This is a genomic window from Ruegeria sp. CDSA034 (assembly GCF_059612275.1).
Map to the genome: position 1 here is coordinate 183,373 of NZ_JBXWQH010000008.1, position 14,811 is coordinate 198,183.

At 57.6% G+C, this 14,811-nt stretch carries 14 protein-coding genes; 8 read left to right on the forward strand and 6 right to left on the reverse strand.

What is annotated here, in order from left to right; genetic code table 11:
* Nucleotides 1–81 precede the first annotated feature (81 nt).
* Nucleotides 82–1,599, forward strand: coding sequence for a malonate--CoA ligase (locus AC2FLJ_RS14770; protein WP_496706473.1), 1,518 nt, complete (start codon nucleotides 82–84; stop codon nucleotides 1,597–1,599).
* Here the strand turns inward: AC2FLJ_RS14770 and AC2FLJ_RS14775 are convergent.
* The 5 genes from AC2FLJ_RS14775 to AC2FLJ_RS14795 all read right to left on the reverse strand — a co-directional run bounded on the left by AC2FLJ_RS14775 (nucleotide 1,586) and on the right by AC2FLJ_RS14795 (nucleotide 7,230).
* A complete protein-coding gene (locus AC2FLJ_RS14775; RefSeq protein ID WP_496706475.1) occupies nucleotides 1,586–2,323 on the reverse strand; it encodes a metallophosphoesterase family protein in 738 nt (245 codons plus the stop codon). The two genes, AC2FLJ_RS14770 and AC2FLJ_RS14775, sit on opposite strands and share 14 nt — an antisense overlap.
* Nucleotides 2,324–2,441: 118 nt before the next feature.
* Nucleotides 2,442–4,037 (reverse strand): phosphoglycerate dehydrogenase, encoded by a 1,596-nt coding sequence (gene serA / locus AC2FLJ_RS14780; protein WP_496699509.1) that lies wholly within the window; start codon nucleotides 4,035–4,037, stop codon nucleotides 2,442–2,444.
* 58 nt (nucleotides 4,038–4,095) lie between these two features.
* Nucleotides 4,096–5,250, reverse strand: a complete 1,155-nt coding sequence (locus tag AC2FLJ_RS14785) for a phosphoserine transaminase (RefSeq protein ID WP_496706477.1) — start codon at nucleotides 5,248–5,250, stop codon at nucleotides 4,096–4,098.
* 159 nt (nucleotides 5,251–5,409) lie between these two features.
* A complete protein-coding gene (locus tag AC2FLJ_RS14790; RefSeq protein ID WP_282170548.1) occupies nucleotides 5,410–6,507 on the reverse strand; it encodes a Gfo/Idh/MocA family protein in 1,098 nt (365 codons plus the stop codon).
* Nucleotides 6,508–6,519: 12 nt separating this feature from the next.
* Nucleotides 6,520–7,230 (reverse strand): GntR family transcriptional regulator, encoded by a 711-nt coding sequence (locus AC2FLJ_RS14795; RefSeq protein WP_496706479.1) that lies wholly within the window; start codon nucleotides 7,228–7,230, stop codon nucleotides 6,520–6,522.
* A gap of 106 nt (nucleotides 7,231–7,336) precedes the next feature.
* Between AC2FLJ_RS14795 and AC2FLJ_RS14800 the strand changes: the two genes are divergently transcribed.
* Genes AC2FLJ_RS14800 through AC2FLJ_RS14825 form a run of 6 tightly spaced genes read left to right on the forward strand, consistent with a single transcriptional unit; the run spans nucleotide 7,337 to nucleotide 12,912 of the window.
* Nucleotides 7,337–8,491: an LLM class flavin-dependent oxidoreductase gene (locus tag AC2FLJ_RS14800; protein WP_496706481.1), complete on the forward strand. Its 1,155-nt coding sequence runs from the start codon at nucleotides 7,337–7,339 to the stop codon at nucleotides 8,489–8,491.
* Nucleotides 8,491–9,381 (forward strand): aldo/keto reductase, encoded by an 891-nt coding sequence (locus tag AC2FLJ_RS14805; protein WP_058272638.1) that lies wholly within the window; start codon nucleotides 8,491–8,493, stop codon nucleotides 9,379–9,381. The genes AC2FLJ_RS14800 and AC2FLJ_RS14805 overlap by 1 nt, the downstream gene beginning before the upstream one ends.
* Nucleotides 9,381–9,896, forward strand: coding sequence for a flavin reductase family protein (locus AC2FLJ_RS14810; protein WP_058272664.1), 516 nt, complete (start codon nucleotides 9,381–9,383; stop codon nucleotides 9,894–9,896). The genes AC2FLJ_RS14805 and AC2FLJ_RS14810 overlap by 1 nt, the downstream gene beginning before the upstream one ends.
* 52 nt (nucleotides 9,897–9,948) lie before the next feature.
* A complete protein-coding gene (locus tag AC2FLJ_RS14815) occupies nucleotides 9,949–10,536 on the forward strand; it encodes a TRAP transporter small permease (protein WP_058272639.1) in 588 nt (195 codons plus the stop codon).
* Entirely contained in the window at nucleotides 10,537–11,826 is a 1,290-nt protein-coding gene (locus AC2FLJ_RS14820; RefSeq protein WP_496706483.1) for a TRAP transporter large permease, read from the forward strand.
* A 24-nt stretch (nucleotides 11,827–11,850) separates the two neighbouring features.
* Nucleotides 11,851–12,912: a TRAP transporter substrate-binding protein gene (locus tag AC2FLJ_RS14825; protein WP_496706485.1), complete on the forward strand. Its 1,062-nt coding sequence runs from the start codon at nucleotides 11,851–11,853 to the stop codon at nucleotides 12,910–12,912.
* Between the two features lie 33 nt (nucleotides 12,913–12,945).
* Here AC2FLJ_RS14825 and AC2FLJ_RS14830 read toward each other — a convergent pair whose 3' ends face one another.
* Nucleotides 12,946–13,416, reverse strand: coding sequence for a tetratricopeptide repeat protein (locus AC2FLJ_RS14830; RefSeq protein WP_496699521.1), 471 nt, complete (start codon nucleotides 13,414–13,416; stop codon nucleotides 12,946–12,948).
* Nucleotides 13,417–13,500: 84 nt separating this feature from the next.
* Between AC2FLJ_RS14830 and AC2FLJ_RS14835 the strand changes: the two genes are divergently transcribed.
* On the forward strand, nucleotides 13,501–14,700 hold the full coding sequence (locus tag AC2FLJ_RS14835; RefSeq protein ID WP_496699523.1) for a cytochrome-c peroxidase: 1,200 nt from the start codon (nucleotides 13,501–13,503) through the stop codon (nucleotides 14,698–14,700).
* Nucleotides 14,701–14,811 lie beyond the last annotated feature (111 nt).

A 14,811-nucleotide genomic window follows, 5' to 3' on the forward strand; every position in this document is an offset into this window, starting at 1 on the left:
CTGACCGCGATTTCTGCTTTACCGTGTCCCTAATCCACGCCAGATTCAGCGCAATCTGATCCTGTGCGAAGGAAATATGGGATGGGTAACCCACTCTATGATCGGTTGTTTGGCATCCATGCGGGCAAGGATACGCCGTTTCTTCACCTGCTTGACGGTCAATCCATCACTTATTCAGCTTTTCTTGACACGGCAGCCCGGATCGCTAACGCGTTGAACGGGTACGAGCTTGAGCCCGGAGACCGAGTTGCTGTTCAGGTGGAAAAGTCACCAGAAGCGCTGGCGCTCTACGCGGCTTGCGCGCAAACCGGGCTGATCTTTTTGCCGTTGAACACGGCCTACACATCCGGCGAGCTTTGCTATTTCATCGAAAACAGTGGGGCTGCGCTGGTGGTTTGCGATGCCGCCAAACAAGCGGAACTGACGCCCATCGCCGAGGCGCAAAACGCCAGGTTAGAGACGCTCAACGCAGATGGGTCGGGCAGCTTGATGCGGCGGGCATTGGGTATGCTTCCTGCCTTCGAACCAGTCAAGCGGACCGAAGGTGATCTTGCCGCATTCCTCTACACCTCTGGCACGACCGGGCGCTCCAAAGGTGCGATGCTGACGCAAGCCAACCTGCTGTCCAATGCCGAGACGCTGGTGGACGAATGGCGGTTTACCCAGGATGATGTGCTGCTGCACGCCTTGCCGATCTTTCATACCCACGGGTTGTTTGTAGCGACGAACGTTATTCTGGCTTCGGGCAGTTCGATGATCTTTCTGCCGAAGTTTGATCTGGATGATGTCCTTCGCCTGATGCCCAATGCGACCTCGATGATGGGCGTGCCGACCTTCTATACCCGATTGCTGGCGGATGATCGGTTCACCGGTGATCTGGCGCAGCACATACGGTTGTTCATCTCGGGTTCGGCCCCCCTGCTGGCCGAGACGCATGAACGGTTCGAGGACCGAACCGGACACCGCATCCTTGAACGCTATGGTATGACGGAAACCAATATGAACACCTCGAACCCCTATGACGGTGAACGTCGCGCAGGAACTGTCGGGTTCCCGCTGCCGGGTGTCGAACTAAAGGTAACCAACCCTGAAACCGGCGAGGCATTACCGCAAGGCGAGATAGGAATGATCGAAGTGCGCGGACCAAACGTCTTCGAAGGTTATTGGCAAATGCCCGAAAAAACCGCTGCGGAATTGCGCGAAGACGGGTTCTTTATCACCGGTGATCTCGGACGCGTGGACGTGGATGGTTACGTACACATCGTGGGACGCGGCAAGGACCTGATCATTTCGGGCGGGTTCAACATCTACCCCAAAGAGGTCGAACTGGTGCTGGACGACCAGCCCGGTGTGCTGGAAAGCGCCGTAATTGGCGTGCCACACGCTGATTTCGGCGAAACCGTTCTGGGTATTCTGGTTGCAGAACCGGGCCGAGTGCCTGACCTTGATGCCATTATGGCCAGCGTTCAGAACCAACTGGCGCGGTTCAAACACCCCAGCCAACTGATCGTGCTGAATGAGCTGCCCCGAAACACTATGGGGAAAGTGCAAAAGAACGCCTTGCGCGAGCTTTACAAAGATATGTTTACCGCGGATTAGGCTCTAACGGGACCCGGCCGGCGTCCGTCAGCAACCAGCACTGACGCCCTTCGAACACGGCTGTGGCCAGTGGTCGACCATAACCTGCCCCTGCGTCCAGATTGACACGATTGCCGCAATGCTCCGCCGTATCCACGGGTGTGTGCCCATGCACGATCAGCCAAGGGTACGGGCTGGATTCGATTAAGAACTCTTGTCGTATCCAAACCAGATCATCCTCGGATTGCTGCGCCAAGGGGATACCAGGTCGGATGCCAGCGTGAACGAACAATAGCTCACCCTCTTGATGATAGGTTGGCAAAGCATTGATAAAGTCCAAATGTTCCGGCGGCACAGCGGCGCAGGCCCGTTCGTGAACCTGAAAGATCCGGTCATTGTCCGGGACCTCGACACCGTAGGATGCCAGCGTCTCTTGGCCCCCAAGCCGGGGATTCAGCCAGTTCAAAGTGATCGGCAACTGCTTGTCTGCGATCTCGCAATCCTGCACGAAACGGACCATCATCCGGTCATGGTTGCCTTTGACCATGACCCAGTTCCGCCCCGCCTTGCGCCCTTCGATCAGCAGATCCAGAACCTCCCGGCTGTTCGGGCCACGATCCACATAGTCCCCAAGAAAGACAACACGCGCATCCGGCCCGCCATCCGCCTCGATCCGGGATAGCGCGTTTTGCAGCATGCCCATTTGGCCATGGATATCGCCGACTGCGTAAATTGGGATGCTCAAAACGCTACCTCTTGGAATATGTCAGTCACTTTGTGCAACAACTCGGTTGCAGAAAAAAGACAATGCCCGCACATTTTTTGCACGGGCATCGCCAAGGTCACAATTTTCGGACAGAATCTTATGCTACGTCAAATTCCAGCGGTTTGATCTGAGTGAATAGCCCCGTTTCCGCCAGTTTCGCCCGCGCTTCGGCCGGAACAGGTTCGTCCACGTACAGCAAAGCAATCGCTTCTCCGCCCGCTTCGGCACGGCCCAGCGTAAAGTTAGCGATGTTCACGTCGTTCTCGCCCATGGTCTGACCCAGCGCGCCGATGATGCCCGGAACGTCTTCGTTGGTGGTATAGAGCATATGGGCACCGACTTCGGCGTCGATATTGATGCCTTTGATCTGGATAAAGCGTGGCTTGCCATCGCTGAAAACCGTACCCCCGATCGAGCGTTCGCGCTTATCGGTTACTACAGTCACCTTGATGTAGCCGTCAAAGACACCGGTCTTGTCCTGATTGGTGGTCGATAGCTGAATCCCGCGCTCTTTCGCTACAACCGGGGCTGACACCATGTTCACTTCCGGGTTGAATTTTTTCATGATCCCGGCAACCACGGCGCAGTTCAGAGCAGCCAGGTTCATCTCAGCCGCGACACCGTCATACAGGATGTTGATTGCCTTAACCGGTTCATCGGTCATCTGACCAATGAAACTACCCAGGTGACCGGCCAGCTTGATCCATGGACCCATGACCTTGGCTTCTTCGGCAGTGACGCTGGGCATGTTCAGCGCGTTTTCCACCGCGCCAGTCAGCAGATAGTTCGAGATTTGTTCAGCCACCTGCAGGGCAACATTTTCCTGCGCTTCGGTCGTTGCAGCACCAAGGTGTGGCGTGCAGACGACGTTCGGCAAGTTGAACAGCGGGTTGTCCTTTGCCGGTTCTTCTTTGAACACATCAAACGCTGCCCCTGCGACATGGCCGGATTGCAGCATCTCGGCCAGCGCATCTTCGTCGACCAGACCACCACGGGCGCAGTTGACGATGCGTACGCCGGGCTTGGTCTTGGCCAGGTTTTCACGGCTCAGGATATTGCGCGTCTGGTCGGTCAGCGGCACGTGCAGTGTGATGAAATCGGCGCGGGCCAGCAACTCGTCCAACTCGACCTTTTCGACGCCCATCTTGGCGGCTTTCTCTTCGCCAAGAAAGGGATCGTAGGCGACGACCTTCATTTTCAGGCCCAGCGCACGTTCACAAACAATACCGCCAATGTTGCCCGCGCCAATGACGCCGAGGGTCTTATTGGTCAGCTCGATGCCCATGAATTTGGATTTTTCCCATTTGCCTGCATGGGTCGACGTGCTGGCCTCGGGGATTTGACGCGCAACGGCGAACATCATCGCAATTGCGTGTTCGGCGGTGGTGATCATGTTGCCAAACGGCGTGTTCATGACGATCACACCCTTTTTCGACGCGGCATCCTTATCGACATTGTCGGTGCCGATACCAGCACGGCCGATGACTTTCAGATTGTCGGCTTTTTCCAGCAAGGTCGGCGTAACCTTGGTGGCCGAGCGGATAGCCAGACCGTCGTATTGGCCAATCAGCTCGGCCAGCTTCTCCTTATCCTTGCCCAGATCGGGCATGAAATCCACGTCGATGCCGCGGTCGCGGAATATCTGCACGGCGGTTTCGCTGAGTTTGTCGGATACGAGTACTTTGGGGGCCATGTTTGTGGTCCTTGAATGTCATGAAAAATCCGGGCCTGAGACGGCCCGGTAAAAAGGGTCAGGCAGCTTCTGTCTGCGCCGCGATCTCGGCCTCAAAGGCCCAAGCCAGCCAGGGCAACATCGCCTCGATATCCGAGGTTTCAACCGTGCCACCGCACCAAATGCGCAGGCCTGCGGGTGCGTCTCGGTAGGCGCCGATATCCAATGCGATATTCTCGACCTCAAGCCGCTTGGCCACAGCTTTGGCGAATGTCGCACCGTCCTGAATGCGTGTGTCGGTGAACTTCAGGCAGACCGAAGTGTTCGACTGTGTCGCCGCATCCTCTGCCAGATTGGCGATCCAGTCGTTTTGGTCGCAGAACGCGTGAACCGCACCGGCATTGGCATTCGCACGGGCGATCAGGCCCTCCAAACCACCAACCGAGCGCGCCCAGTCCAATGCGAACAAGTAATCTTCGACCGCCAGCATCGAGGGCGTGTTGATCGTTGCACCGGTAAAGATACCGTCGATCAGCTTGCCGCCCTTGGTCAGGCGGAAAATCTTGGGCAGGGGCCATGCGGGGGTGTAGCTCTCCAACCGCTCTACAGCGCGGGGCGACAGGATCAGCATCCCATGGGCCGCTTCACCGCCCAGTACTTTCTGCCAGCTAAACGTGGTCACATCCAGTTTGTCCCAGGGCAGGTCCATGGCAAACGCAGCCGAAGTCGCGTCGCAGATCGTCAGGCCCTGACGATCATCCGCGATCCAGTCGCCATTGGGAACCCGCACGCCCGAGGTGGTGCCGTTCCACGTAAAGACAACGTCATTGGCAAAATCAACCGAGGCCAGATCAACGAGCTGACCATAATCCGCCGTCTTCACCTCGGCGTCGATCTTCAGCTGCTTGACTACGTCGGTCACCCAGCCAGAGCCAAAGCTTTCCCAGGCCAACATCTCGACCTTGCGTTCGCCCAACAGCGACCACAGGGCCATTTCGACCGCGCCGGTATCCGAGGCGGGAACGATCCCGATCTTGTAATCCGCAGGGATGCCCAGCACTTCGCGCGTGCCTTCGATCGCGGCCTTCAGCTTGTCCTTGCCGACAGCTGCACGGTGCGACCGGCCCAGTGCGGCATCGGCCAGTTTGGTCAGATCAAATGTGGGGGGTTTGGCGCAGGGGCCCGAGGAAAAACGCGGATTTGCCGGCCGCGTCGCCGGTTTTTTAATGCTCATGTGTATTACCCTTACAGATACACGCCCCTCGTTGGGGAGGGGTGTCCCACAGACAGAGCTATTGCCTCGAACGACGCCCAGCAAGCGGAAAAGACGCATCGGGTGCCAAAAACGACACCCGATTATGTGCATATCTGGAACGCGGGTTTCCTATCGGCATCAAGACGAGAGGCGCACAGTCTCTCCGGTTTCCAATGCCTGTTGCGCCGCCAAACCGATGCGCACGGCCCAAAGGCCATCGTTCAGGGTGACGTCAGGTTGTGCCTTTTCGCCTCGTAGAACAGCTAAGAACCCCTGATGTTGGTAGAAAGTTGAACCATTGTGGTCCCCGGCGGCCAATAGGCGCGGATCGACGGGGATCTCTTTGGTGACCGGACCTTTTGGGGCACGTGGGCTGACAATGATCTGCGGGACCGGCGGCGTGCCAAGATGTTCCGGCCAGAACCGCCCCGGCCCTGGCACCAACGCTTCGATCTTGGCGTCTGGCCCAACGGCCGAGATTTCCTCTTGATACCGTGATCCTTCAGCAAACATGCACAGCTCTAGCATCGCACGCGCGCCCGAGGCGAAGTCCACGATGACATAGCCATGGTCAAGGATATCGGGCGCTTCGCCCTCATAGGTCTCGTCCAGATGGTTGACCGCCTGCCCGCCGCTGGCTGTAACGCGAACCGGATCGGATTGCAGGATCAAACGCATCAGGTCGAAGAAATGGCAGCATTTTTCGACAAATGTGCCGCCCGTGTTGCGATTGAACCGGTTCCAGTTCCCGACTTTTTCCAGAAACGGAAACCGATGCTCGCGGATCGACAGCATCTTAACGCCGCCCGTGGCCTCTGCCTCGGCAATCAGCGCGGCAATGGGCGGCATATAGCGGTATTCCATCGCAACCCAGATTGGGTGCGGATAGTCACGCTGAAGCGCCTCAAGTCGCGACGCATCCACCGGATCTGTGAAAAGAGGTTTCTCTACCAACAACGGCAACGGGCGCGTCCGGGCAATCTCTTCGATTTGATCCACATGCAGGTGGTTGGGGCTAACGATGACGACGCAGTCCAGATCGTCGACCGCAAGCAATTCTTCGACTGAAGACACCATCACCGCATCAGGCGCAATCGCCTGCGCTGCCTTCGCCATCTCAGCGTCAGGCTCAAAAATCGCTGAAACGCGCGTGTCGTCCAGCAGGGCAATATTGTGCAGGTGTTCCTGCCCCATCATACCGCATCCGATCAGCCCGTAGTGAATGGTCCGGGTCATGCGCAGTTCCTTTTACTTCAGTCGTTGGACATAGGTGGCCCGATCCGGGTCGAACCATGTTTTTGAAAACTCAACCGATTCGGGTTTTTCCGACCAGCTGAACCGCTCGATGTAGCCAACCGTTTCTCCGGCTGGCCTGGTGAAATCAGTGGGTGTCCAATCCGGCAAGATCCCGAGAGAAACCCTGTCTTCAGCACGCGTGATCCAGAACCCCAACTGGTGCTGGTAGTACCGATAAAGCGAGTCGGACAGCAGCTGTCGATCAATCAAACCAGCAGACTCATCCAGCCAGATTTCTTCAACCGCGATAATTGTATCATTCAGGTAGCGCATTCGGCGCACCCGCGAGCCCATGTCCGAGGCACCAAATCGCGGCAAATCTGCGGGCTTTTTCAGATGGTCAACTGACAGGATATCCGCCCGCGGCAACCCACCGCCTTCAGGCAGCTCCAGTCGGAACATTGCATAGACGCTGTTTTGCGTTCCGGTCTCACGTACATAATTGCCCGAACCCTGAATACGCTCCAGCATCCCCTTTTTCTCAAGCTCAGCCAGCGATTTTCGCAGGGTCCCTACCGATACCTTCAGTTCCGACGCCAGATCCCGTTCGGGCGGCAAACGCTCACCATCGATCAGCCGACCGGCGGCGATGTCGCGGATCAGAAGCTCGGCAATCTGAACATAAACCGGCAGGGCGTTCGGGTTTCGGTTGGCTGACGACATCTTTTGGCGCTTCACTCAGTCGCAGGAAAAATTGATACACCATTGATCTACATCAATGTGATTGCTACGCAAGAGGAAAGTCATAGCCACGTGGAGAGCGAATCAGATGACCATCGTCCCCATCACCTCACCCGATCTGAATGCGGCCGAGGTTTCATGGTTCGCGGCGCTGTGTTCGGACGATTACCAGTTTCTTGGAATGCCCGATGGTGACCTGCGATCCAGCTGGGACCACTGCTCGGACATCGTGAAAGAGGCCGAGGCGCAGGGTTTTCGCAATATCCTCTGCCCGTCGTCCTATCAGGTGGGGCAAGACACGCTGAGCTTTGTGGCAGGCTGTGCGCCGATCACCGACAAGATCAACATGCTGGCCGCTGTCCGCTGCGGCGAGATGCAACCGATTATGCTGGCTCGCACCATCGCAACGCTGGATCACATGCTAAAGGGGCGGTTGACGGTCAACATTATCTCATCCGATTTTCCCGGAGAGAAAGCCGACAGCGCCTATCGCTATCAACGCTCGCGCGAAGTGGTCGAGATTCTAAAACAAGCGTGGACGCAGGATGAGATCAACCATGCCGGTGAGGTCTACAACTTTTCGGGCCTGACGACCGACCCGGCGAAACCCTATCAAACCGGCGGGCCGCTGCTGTATTTCGGGGGCTATTCCCCGTCCGCCTTGGATTTGTGCGGTGAACATTGCGACGTCTATCTGATGTGGCCGGAAACCAAGGATCAACTGGCCGAACGGATGAAGGCCGTTCATGCGGTTGCGGAAAACTACAACCGCACACTGGATTACGGCCTGCGCGTGCACATGATCGTCCGCGACACCGAGGTCGAGGCGCAGGAGTACGCCGATTACATCGTCTCAAAACTGGATGATGAATACGGCCGGGCAATTCGTGAACGGGCGCAGGATGCAACGTCTCTGGGCGTGGCGCATCAATCCAAAAACCGCGATTTGGCGGATGAATATGGCTATGTCGAACCCGGCCTGTGGACCGGTGTAGGTCGTGCACGTTCCGGCTGTGGCGCGGCACTGGTCGGTTCAACCGATCAGGTCATGTCCAAGATCGAAGAATATCAGAAGATGGGCATCCGCGCCTTCATCTTCTCGGGCTATCCTCACATGGACGAGGCCCGCCATTTTGGCAGCCGTGTTATGCCTAACCTGAAAACCTGTTCCCTTCCCGAAGCTTACGGAAGGGTTCCCGCAAATACCCCGGCCACCCCGCTGGGCAATGGAGTTCGCCGCTGATGCAACGTGTAAAACTATCTGACTCGCTGGACATGAGCCGCCTTGTCTATGGCATGTGGCGGCTGGGCGATGATACGGATACATCGGCAGACCATGTCGAGGCCAAGATTCAGGCCTGTCTGGATCAGGGCATCACCACCTTCGATCAGGCCGATATCTATGGCGGATACGCAGCAGAGGCCGTTCTGGGCAATGCCTTGCGCGCAAATCCAAGCCTGCGTCAGCAGATGGAAATCGTCACCAAATGTGACATCGTCGCGCCGATGGGTCGGTATGCGGACGCCAAGTGCAAATACTATGACACCTCGCGCGCGCATATCCTGAAATCGGTTGAGACATCGCTGTCCGAAATGGCCATCGATCATATCGACTTGCTGCTGATTCACCGCCCCGATCCATTCATGGATCATCACGAAACAGGTGCCGCGCTGGACGAAGTTGTCGCCAGCGGCAAGGTCGGCGCGGTTGGCGTGTCGAATTTCCGCCCATGGGACTGGAGCCTGCTGCAATCGGCGATGAAAACCCAATTGGTGACCAACCAGATCGAGATTTCTCTGGGCGAAATCGGCCCCTTCACCAACGGTGATCTGGCGTTTCATCAGCAGCATGGCCAGCCGGTGATGGCGTGGTCACCCTTGGGTGGCGGGTTGCTGATGGCTGGAAACCCTCCGGTCGGGGTTGTAGCGGACGAAATCGCTGAGGAATTCGGCGTGGATCGCGCCGCCGTGGCGGTGGCGTTTCTTCTGGCCCACCCTGCAGGCATTCTTCCAGTCTTGGGCACCAACAATCTGGACCGGATCAAGCGCATCTCTGACGCGCTGAAAGTCAATTTGGATCGCGAAAGCTGGTACCGCCTGTATGAGGCGGCACTGGGGCATGAGGTACCATGATGAATGCAATCTCAAAGGACATGACCCGCACATTCGTTCCCCACAGGGACGATACCCGAACCTTGCGCGACGCTTTTGGTCGTTTTGCCACCGGTGTCACCGTTGTCACCTGTGACAGCACGGACGGGCCGGTTTGCATCACCGCAAACAGTTTCTCGTCCCTTTCGCTGGACCCACCACTTGTCATGTGGGCGGGCGATCGCAACTCGCGCCGGTTCCGTTATTTCCAAGAAGCACGGCATTTTAGTGTTCACGTCCTTTCAGCGGAACAGGCCGAGCTTTGCTTTGGATGCTCGAAAGACGCGTTTGCGCTTCAGGATATCGACCACGAGCGCTGTGAAAATGGAACCCCGCTGCTGCCCGATTGTCTGGCCCGTTTCGAATGTGAGCAACACGCTTATCACGACGCTGGCGACCACGTTATCGTTATTGGAAAGGTCCTGCGTGCCAGTATGGCGGACGGAGACGCATTGACCTTCTACGCCGGAAAGCTCGGCCAATTCGCGCACCAGTAAGCGCGGAATAACTGTCGCGGTGGAAACCCGCGGCTGAAAAGGGAGGATCCGCATGGGCGGATTGACGTCGGTGCTTGCACCGATCGCGTTTGTTAATGAAACCGTGCTGCGATTGGGCCGCGCGGTTGGTGTCGTTGCGATTGCGCTTATGGTAATCGCGATCCTGATTCAGGTGTTTTTCAGATACGTTCTGGGCAACGCGCTGCCTTGGCCGGATGAGGCCGCTCGGTTCTGCATGCTATGGATGACCGGCCTGATGGCCCCCACGGCATTTCGGCGCGGCGGGTTTGTCGCTATCGACATGGTGCCCCTGATGCTGCCGCGAGGGGTTGGGCAAACCCTGAACATCCTGCTGCTGCTGGTTTCGCTGGCCGTTTTGCTGGTGGCCGTCAAAATCGGCTGGTCCGAGGTCACCGGGTTTGGCGGCAAGTTCGCCACCGCTGCGCTGTATCTGCCAACGTCCTTTGGGTTTGACGAGTGGTACCGCATTCCGCGCAGCTGGATGATGGCCTCACTGTTGGTTGGGGTCATCCTGCTGATTTCAGTCAATATCGAGCTGATCTTGCGCGCCGTCGTGACCCTGTTGGGCGGCGGTCATCTGCTGCCGGACATTGCCGATGCACCTGTGGGGGCCGAATAGATGCTGATATGGTTCCTGCCCACATTTCTGGTGTTTCTGCTGATCGGCCTGCCGGTCTTTTTTGCATTGCTGGCTGCACCAGGCATTCTTCTGTGGTTGAACGGTCAGACGGCCGACATCACGCTGCTGTATCGCAATGTCTATAACGGCATGGACAGCTTTCCGCTGATGGCCATCCCCTTCTTCATGCTGGCCGGAGAGTTGATGAACCGCGGCGGCATCACAATCCGTCTGGTTGAGTTCAGCCAAGCCCTGATGGGCCATTTTCGGGGCGGTCTGGCGCATGTAAATGTGCTGAGTTCGATCCTGTTTGCCGGGCTGTCAGGCTCAGCCGTGGCCGATACGTCGGCGCTGGGTTCAATGCTGATCCCAGCGATGGAAAAACAGGGCTATACCCGCAAGTTCGCCGCCGCGATCACGGCGGCCAGTTCCGTGATCGGACCGATCATTCCACCATCAGGCATCATGATCATCTACGCCTATGTCATGGGCGAAAGCGTGGCCGCTCTTTTTCTTGCCGGCATCGTACCCGGCGTGATGGTCGGCGTCGGCTTGATGCTGATGATCAAGGTGATGGCCGACAAATACGACTTCCCCGTCGCCAGCCGAAAATACACCTGGGGCGAGCGCCGTCAGGCCAGCCTCAAAGCGTTCTTCCCCCTGCTGACACCTGTCATCATTCTGGGCGGTATTCTGGGTGGTATCTTCACCCCAACCGAGGCCGCGGCGGTCGCTGTCGGCTATGCGTTCCTCATCGGCTTTTTTGTCCTGCGCACGCTGACGCTGAAAGAGGTACCTGAAATTCTCAGCAATGCGGGTCTGACCTCGGCCGTCGTTTTGTTGCTGGTCGGCGCGGCGATGGCCTTCAAAACCGTGGTCAGTCTCAGCCATGCGCCCGAACAACTGGCCGAGTTGATCCTCAGCCTGTCAGAAAATCCGCTGATCCTGCTGTTCCTGATCAACCTGCTGCTGTTTGTCGTCGGCATGTTCCTGGACGCAGGACCGGCGATCATCATCCTTGGCCCGATCCTTGCGCCGATCTTCACCAGCCTGGGCGTCGATCCGATCCACTTTGCCATCATCATGAGCGTCAACCTGACCGTTGGTTTGGCCACGCCGCCCATGGGTTTGGTCCTGTTCGTGGCCGCCGCCGTGTCGCGCGAAAAGGTCGAGACGATCGCCAAGGCGATCCTGCCGTTTCTGGCCGTCGAAATCATAGTGATCTTCCTGATCACTTATGTCCCCGCACTATCCATGACGATCCCGCGCATAACGGGATTTGCAAACTGACTGAGTATCACAGGGAGGAAACGCATGCTCGGAAGATTTATCAAGACAGCAGCCTTAGCGACATCGCTGGTTGCCGCATCGGCCATCGCGGCCACGGCAGCAGACTACACGCTGCGCGCCACAGCAAACTCAAACGAAAACGACGAGGATTATGACGGTCTAATCGTTTTCAAGAACTACGTCGAAGCGGCCTCAAACGGCGCGATCGAGGTCGAGCTGTTCATCGGTACGCAACTCTGTTCGAATGGCGCCGAATGCCTGCAGGGTGTGGCTGATGGCACAATCGACATCTACATCTCTACCTCAGGCGGCGCATCGGGGATCTTCCCGTATGTGCAGGTTCTCGACCTGCCCTACTTGATGGCCGATGATCGCGTGGCCGAGCGTGTTCTGTCCGGTGACTTCACCCGCACGATGCGCGAGATGGCGCTGGAGGATTCCGGTGGTGCGATCCGCCTGATGACCATCGGCAATACCGGTGGCTGGCGGAACTTCGCGAACACGCAGCGCAGAATTGCCGAACCCGCCGATATGGAAGGCCTGAAAATTCGTACTGTGGTCGCCGACCTGCCTCAGGAGCTCGTCAAGGCTCTGGGCGCGTCGCCCACTCCGATCCCGTGGCCGGAACTGTTCACCAGTTTCCAGACTGGCGTTGTTGAAGGCTCAAAAAACGGCATCACCGACATCATGGGCATGAAGTTTCCGGATGCGGGCCTGCAATACGTCACGCTGGACGGCCACGCCTACATGGGTGCACTGTGGTGGATGAATAACGCCAAGTTCCAGGAGATGCCCGAGGAACTACGCCGTGTTGTGGTCGATGGTTTCTATGCCCTGCAGCAAGCGACCTTTGCATCGCCCAAGCGCAAGTCGATCCAGGCCTATGAAGATTTCGTCGCAGGTGGTGGTGATCTGTATGTTCCAACTCCCGACCAGAAAGCCGCGTTCAAAGACGCAGCAACACCGGTTTACGAGTGGTTCCAGTCCAACGTGGCCCGTGGGGATGAAATCTTTGCCGCGCTGACCGAGGCCGTGTCCATCGCCGAAGGCGAGATCAATGCGTCGCGTGATGCAGACCTGAACTAAGTAAAACTGGGTCGGGCCTTATGGCCCGGCCTTTTACCGAAACGGGTACATCCACCCTTTGTAGTCGTTGACCAGAACATGCGCTTTTTCGATCTGCTCCGGCGACATTTTCTTGACCACTTCCTCAAGGCTGATTGCCGCATCGGGATCGCCGCCAATGGCGCTGAGCGTGTACCACATGTAAGCCCGCACAAAATCAGGCGCGGGCATGCCAAGGCCCAACTCATAGTACCAGCCAACGCCGGACTGCGCCCCCGGATGCCCTTTCATCGAGGCGCGCAAATACCATTCAAACGCCCTTTCATAGTCTTGCTCGACGCCCAGCCCAAGGCCGTACATCACGCCAATCAGTTCCTCTGCCTCGGCATTGCCCGATCGGGCAGCGGGCATCAGTTCCTCGCGCGCGGCCTCGAACGCGCCGGCCTCCATCATGTCACGGGCCTGCTCCAGTTCGGCCAGCGCCGGGGTCGCAACACAGCAAAGGGCAAATACAAACTGGCGCATGGAGCTGTTTTCCTTTTCGTCGGTGCGGCGGCAGCGCAGGATTTACCGCGCCCGCTGACGGATAATGACTTCATCGCCTTTGATATGGAACAGGCCGCCATCGGTCATCAACTGTTTTACGATCCGATCCTGTCCGGCAATCAGAACATCACCTGCGCCCATTGCCATCACCCGGATTTCGGCACGTCCGACGGGTTATCGCTGGGTATTGGCGAGGGTGGTCAGGGGCTCGGCCCAGACCGAACCCCTGGTACCAGAGCGGAAAAAATCCGCAAACGTATTCCGCGCAATTCGCCGGGTTTATGGAACCTTGGGGCAAAAGACATTCATACGGTATTCCATGATGGCCGCCTGAGTATTTCAGACGTGTATGGCAACGGCTTCAATTCACCTGCGCAGGAATGGTTGCCTTACGGGCTGAATTCGCTGCTGGCCGCGCAATCGCTGTTCCCACTGACCTCGCAATTCGAAATGGCCGGGAATGTCGCCGAAAACCAGGTCACGGGCGCGGTCCATGATCGCATCGACAAGGGTTGGCCGATTTTGGCAAAACGCGTCCGCACCGATCCGCGTTATGGCCCGGCAATGGTCGCCGCGTTTGACGAGGTCGAGACGACCGAAGACATCTCGATCACACAAATCGCCAACGCGCTGGCGGCGTTCATGGCCACCGAATGGCGCAGCACCGACAGCCCGTTTGATCGGTATCTGGCCGGGGACACAAATGCCCTGTCGCCGGCCCAACAGAACGGAATGAACCTTTTCTACGGAAAGGCGCAATGCTCTGACTGCCATTCCGGCCCGCTGATGTCCGATCAGAAATTCCACGCTCTGGCCCTGCCACCCTTTGGTCCCGGTCGTACCCGGCAGTGGGACCCCTATGTTCGCGACGTGGGCCGGATGGGCGAAAGTGACCGGCTTGAGGATGCCTATCGCTTCCGTACTCCGATGCTGCGCAACGTGGCCTTGACCGCACCTTACGGCCACAACGGCGCCTTTCCTGACCTTGAAAGCATGATCCGCCATCATCTGGACCCTTTGGCCAGTTTCGCAAACTGGGCACCCGAAATGGCGCAATTACCCAGTGTACCATGGCTGCAAAAGGCAGATTTTGTTGTTTGGCAGGACCAGTTTGAGATGCAGCGTGTGCGCAGTAAGATCGACATCGCTCCGGTGAAACTATCACAAACGGAAATCAGCAGCCTTGTCTCGTTTCTGCACGCCCTGACCGGGGCCAGCGTGGACACGCCACCCTTTGGCGTACCCGTTGACTTCGCACCCTAAGAAAAACCCCCGCTTTTCAACGGGGGCTTTGATTTTACTCAGCGGCTTCTTCGTAAGCGTCCATTGGGGGGCATGTGCAGATTAGGTTTCTGTCGCCATATGCGTTGTCGA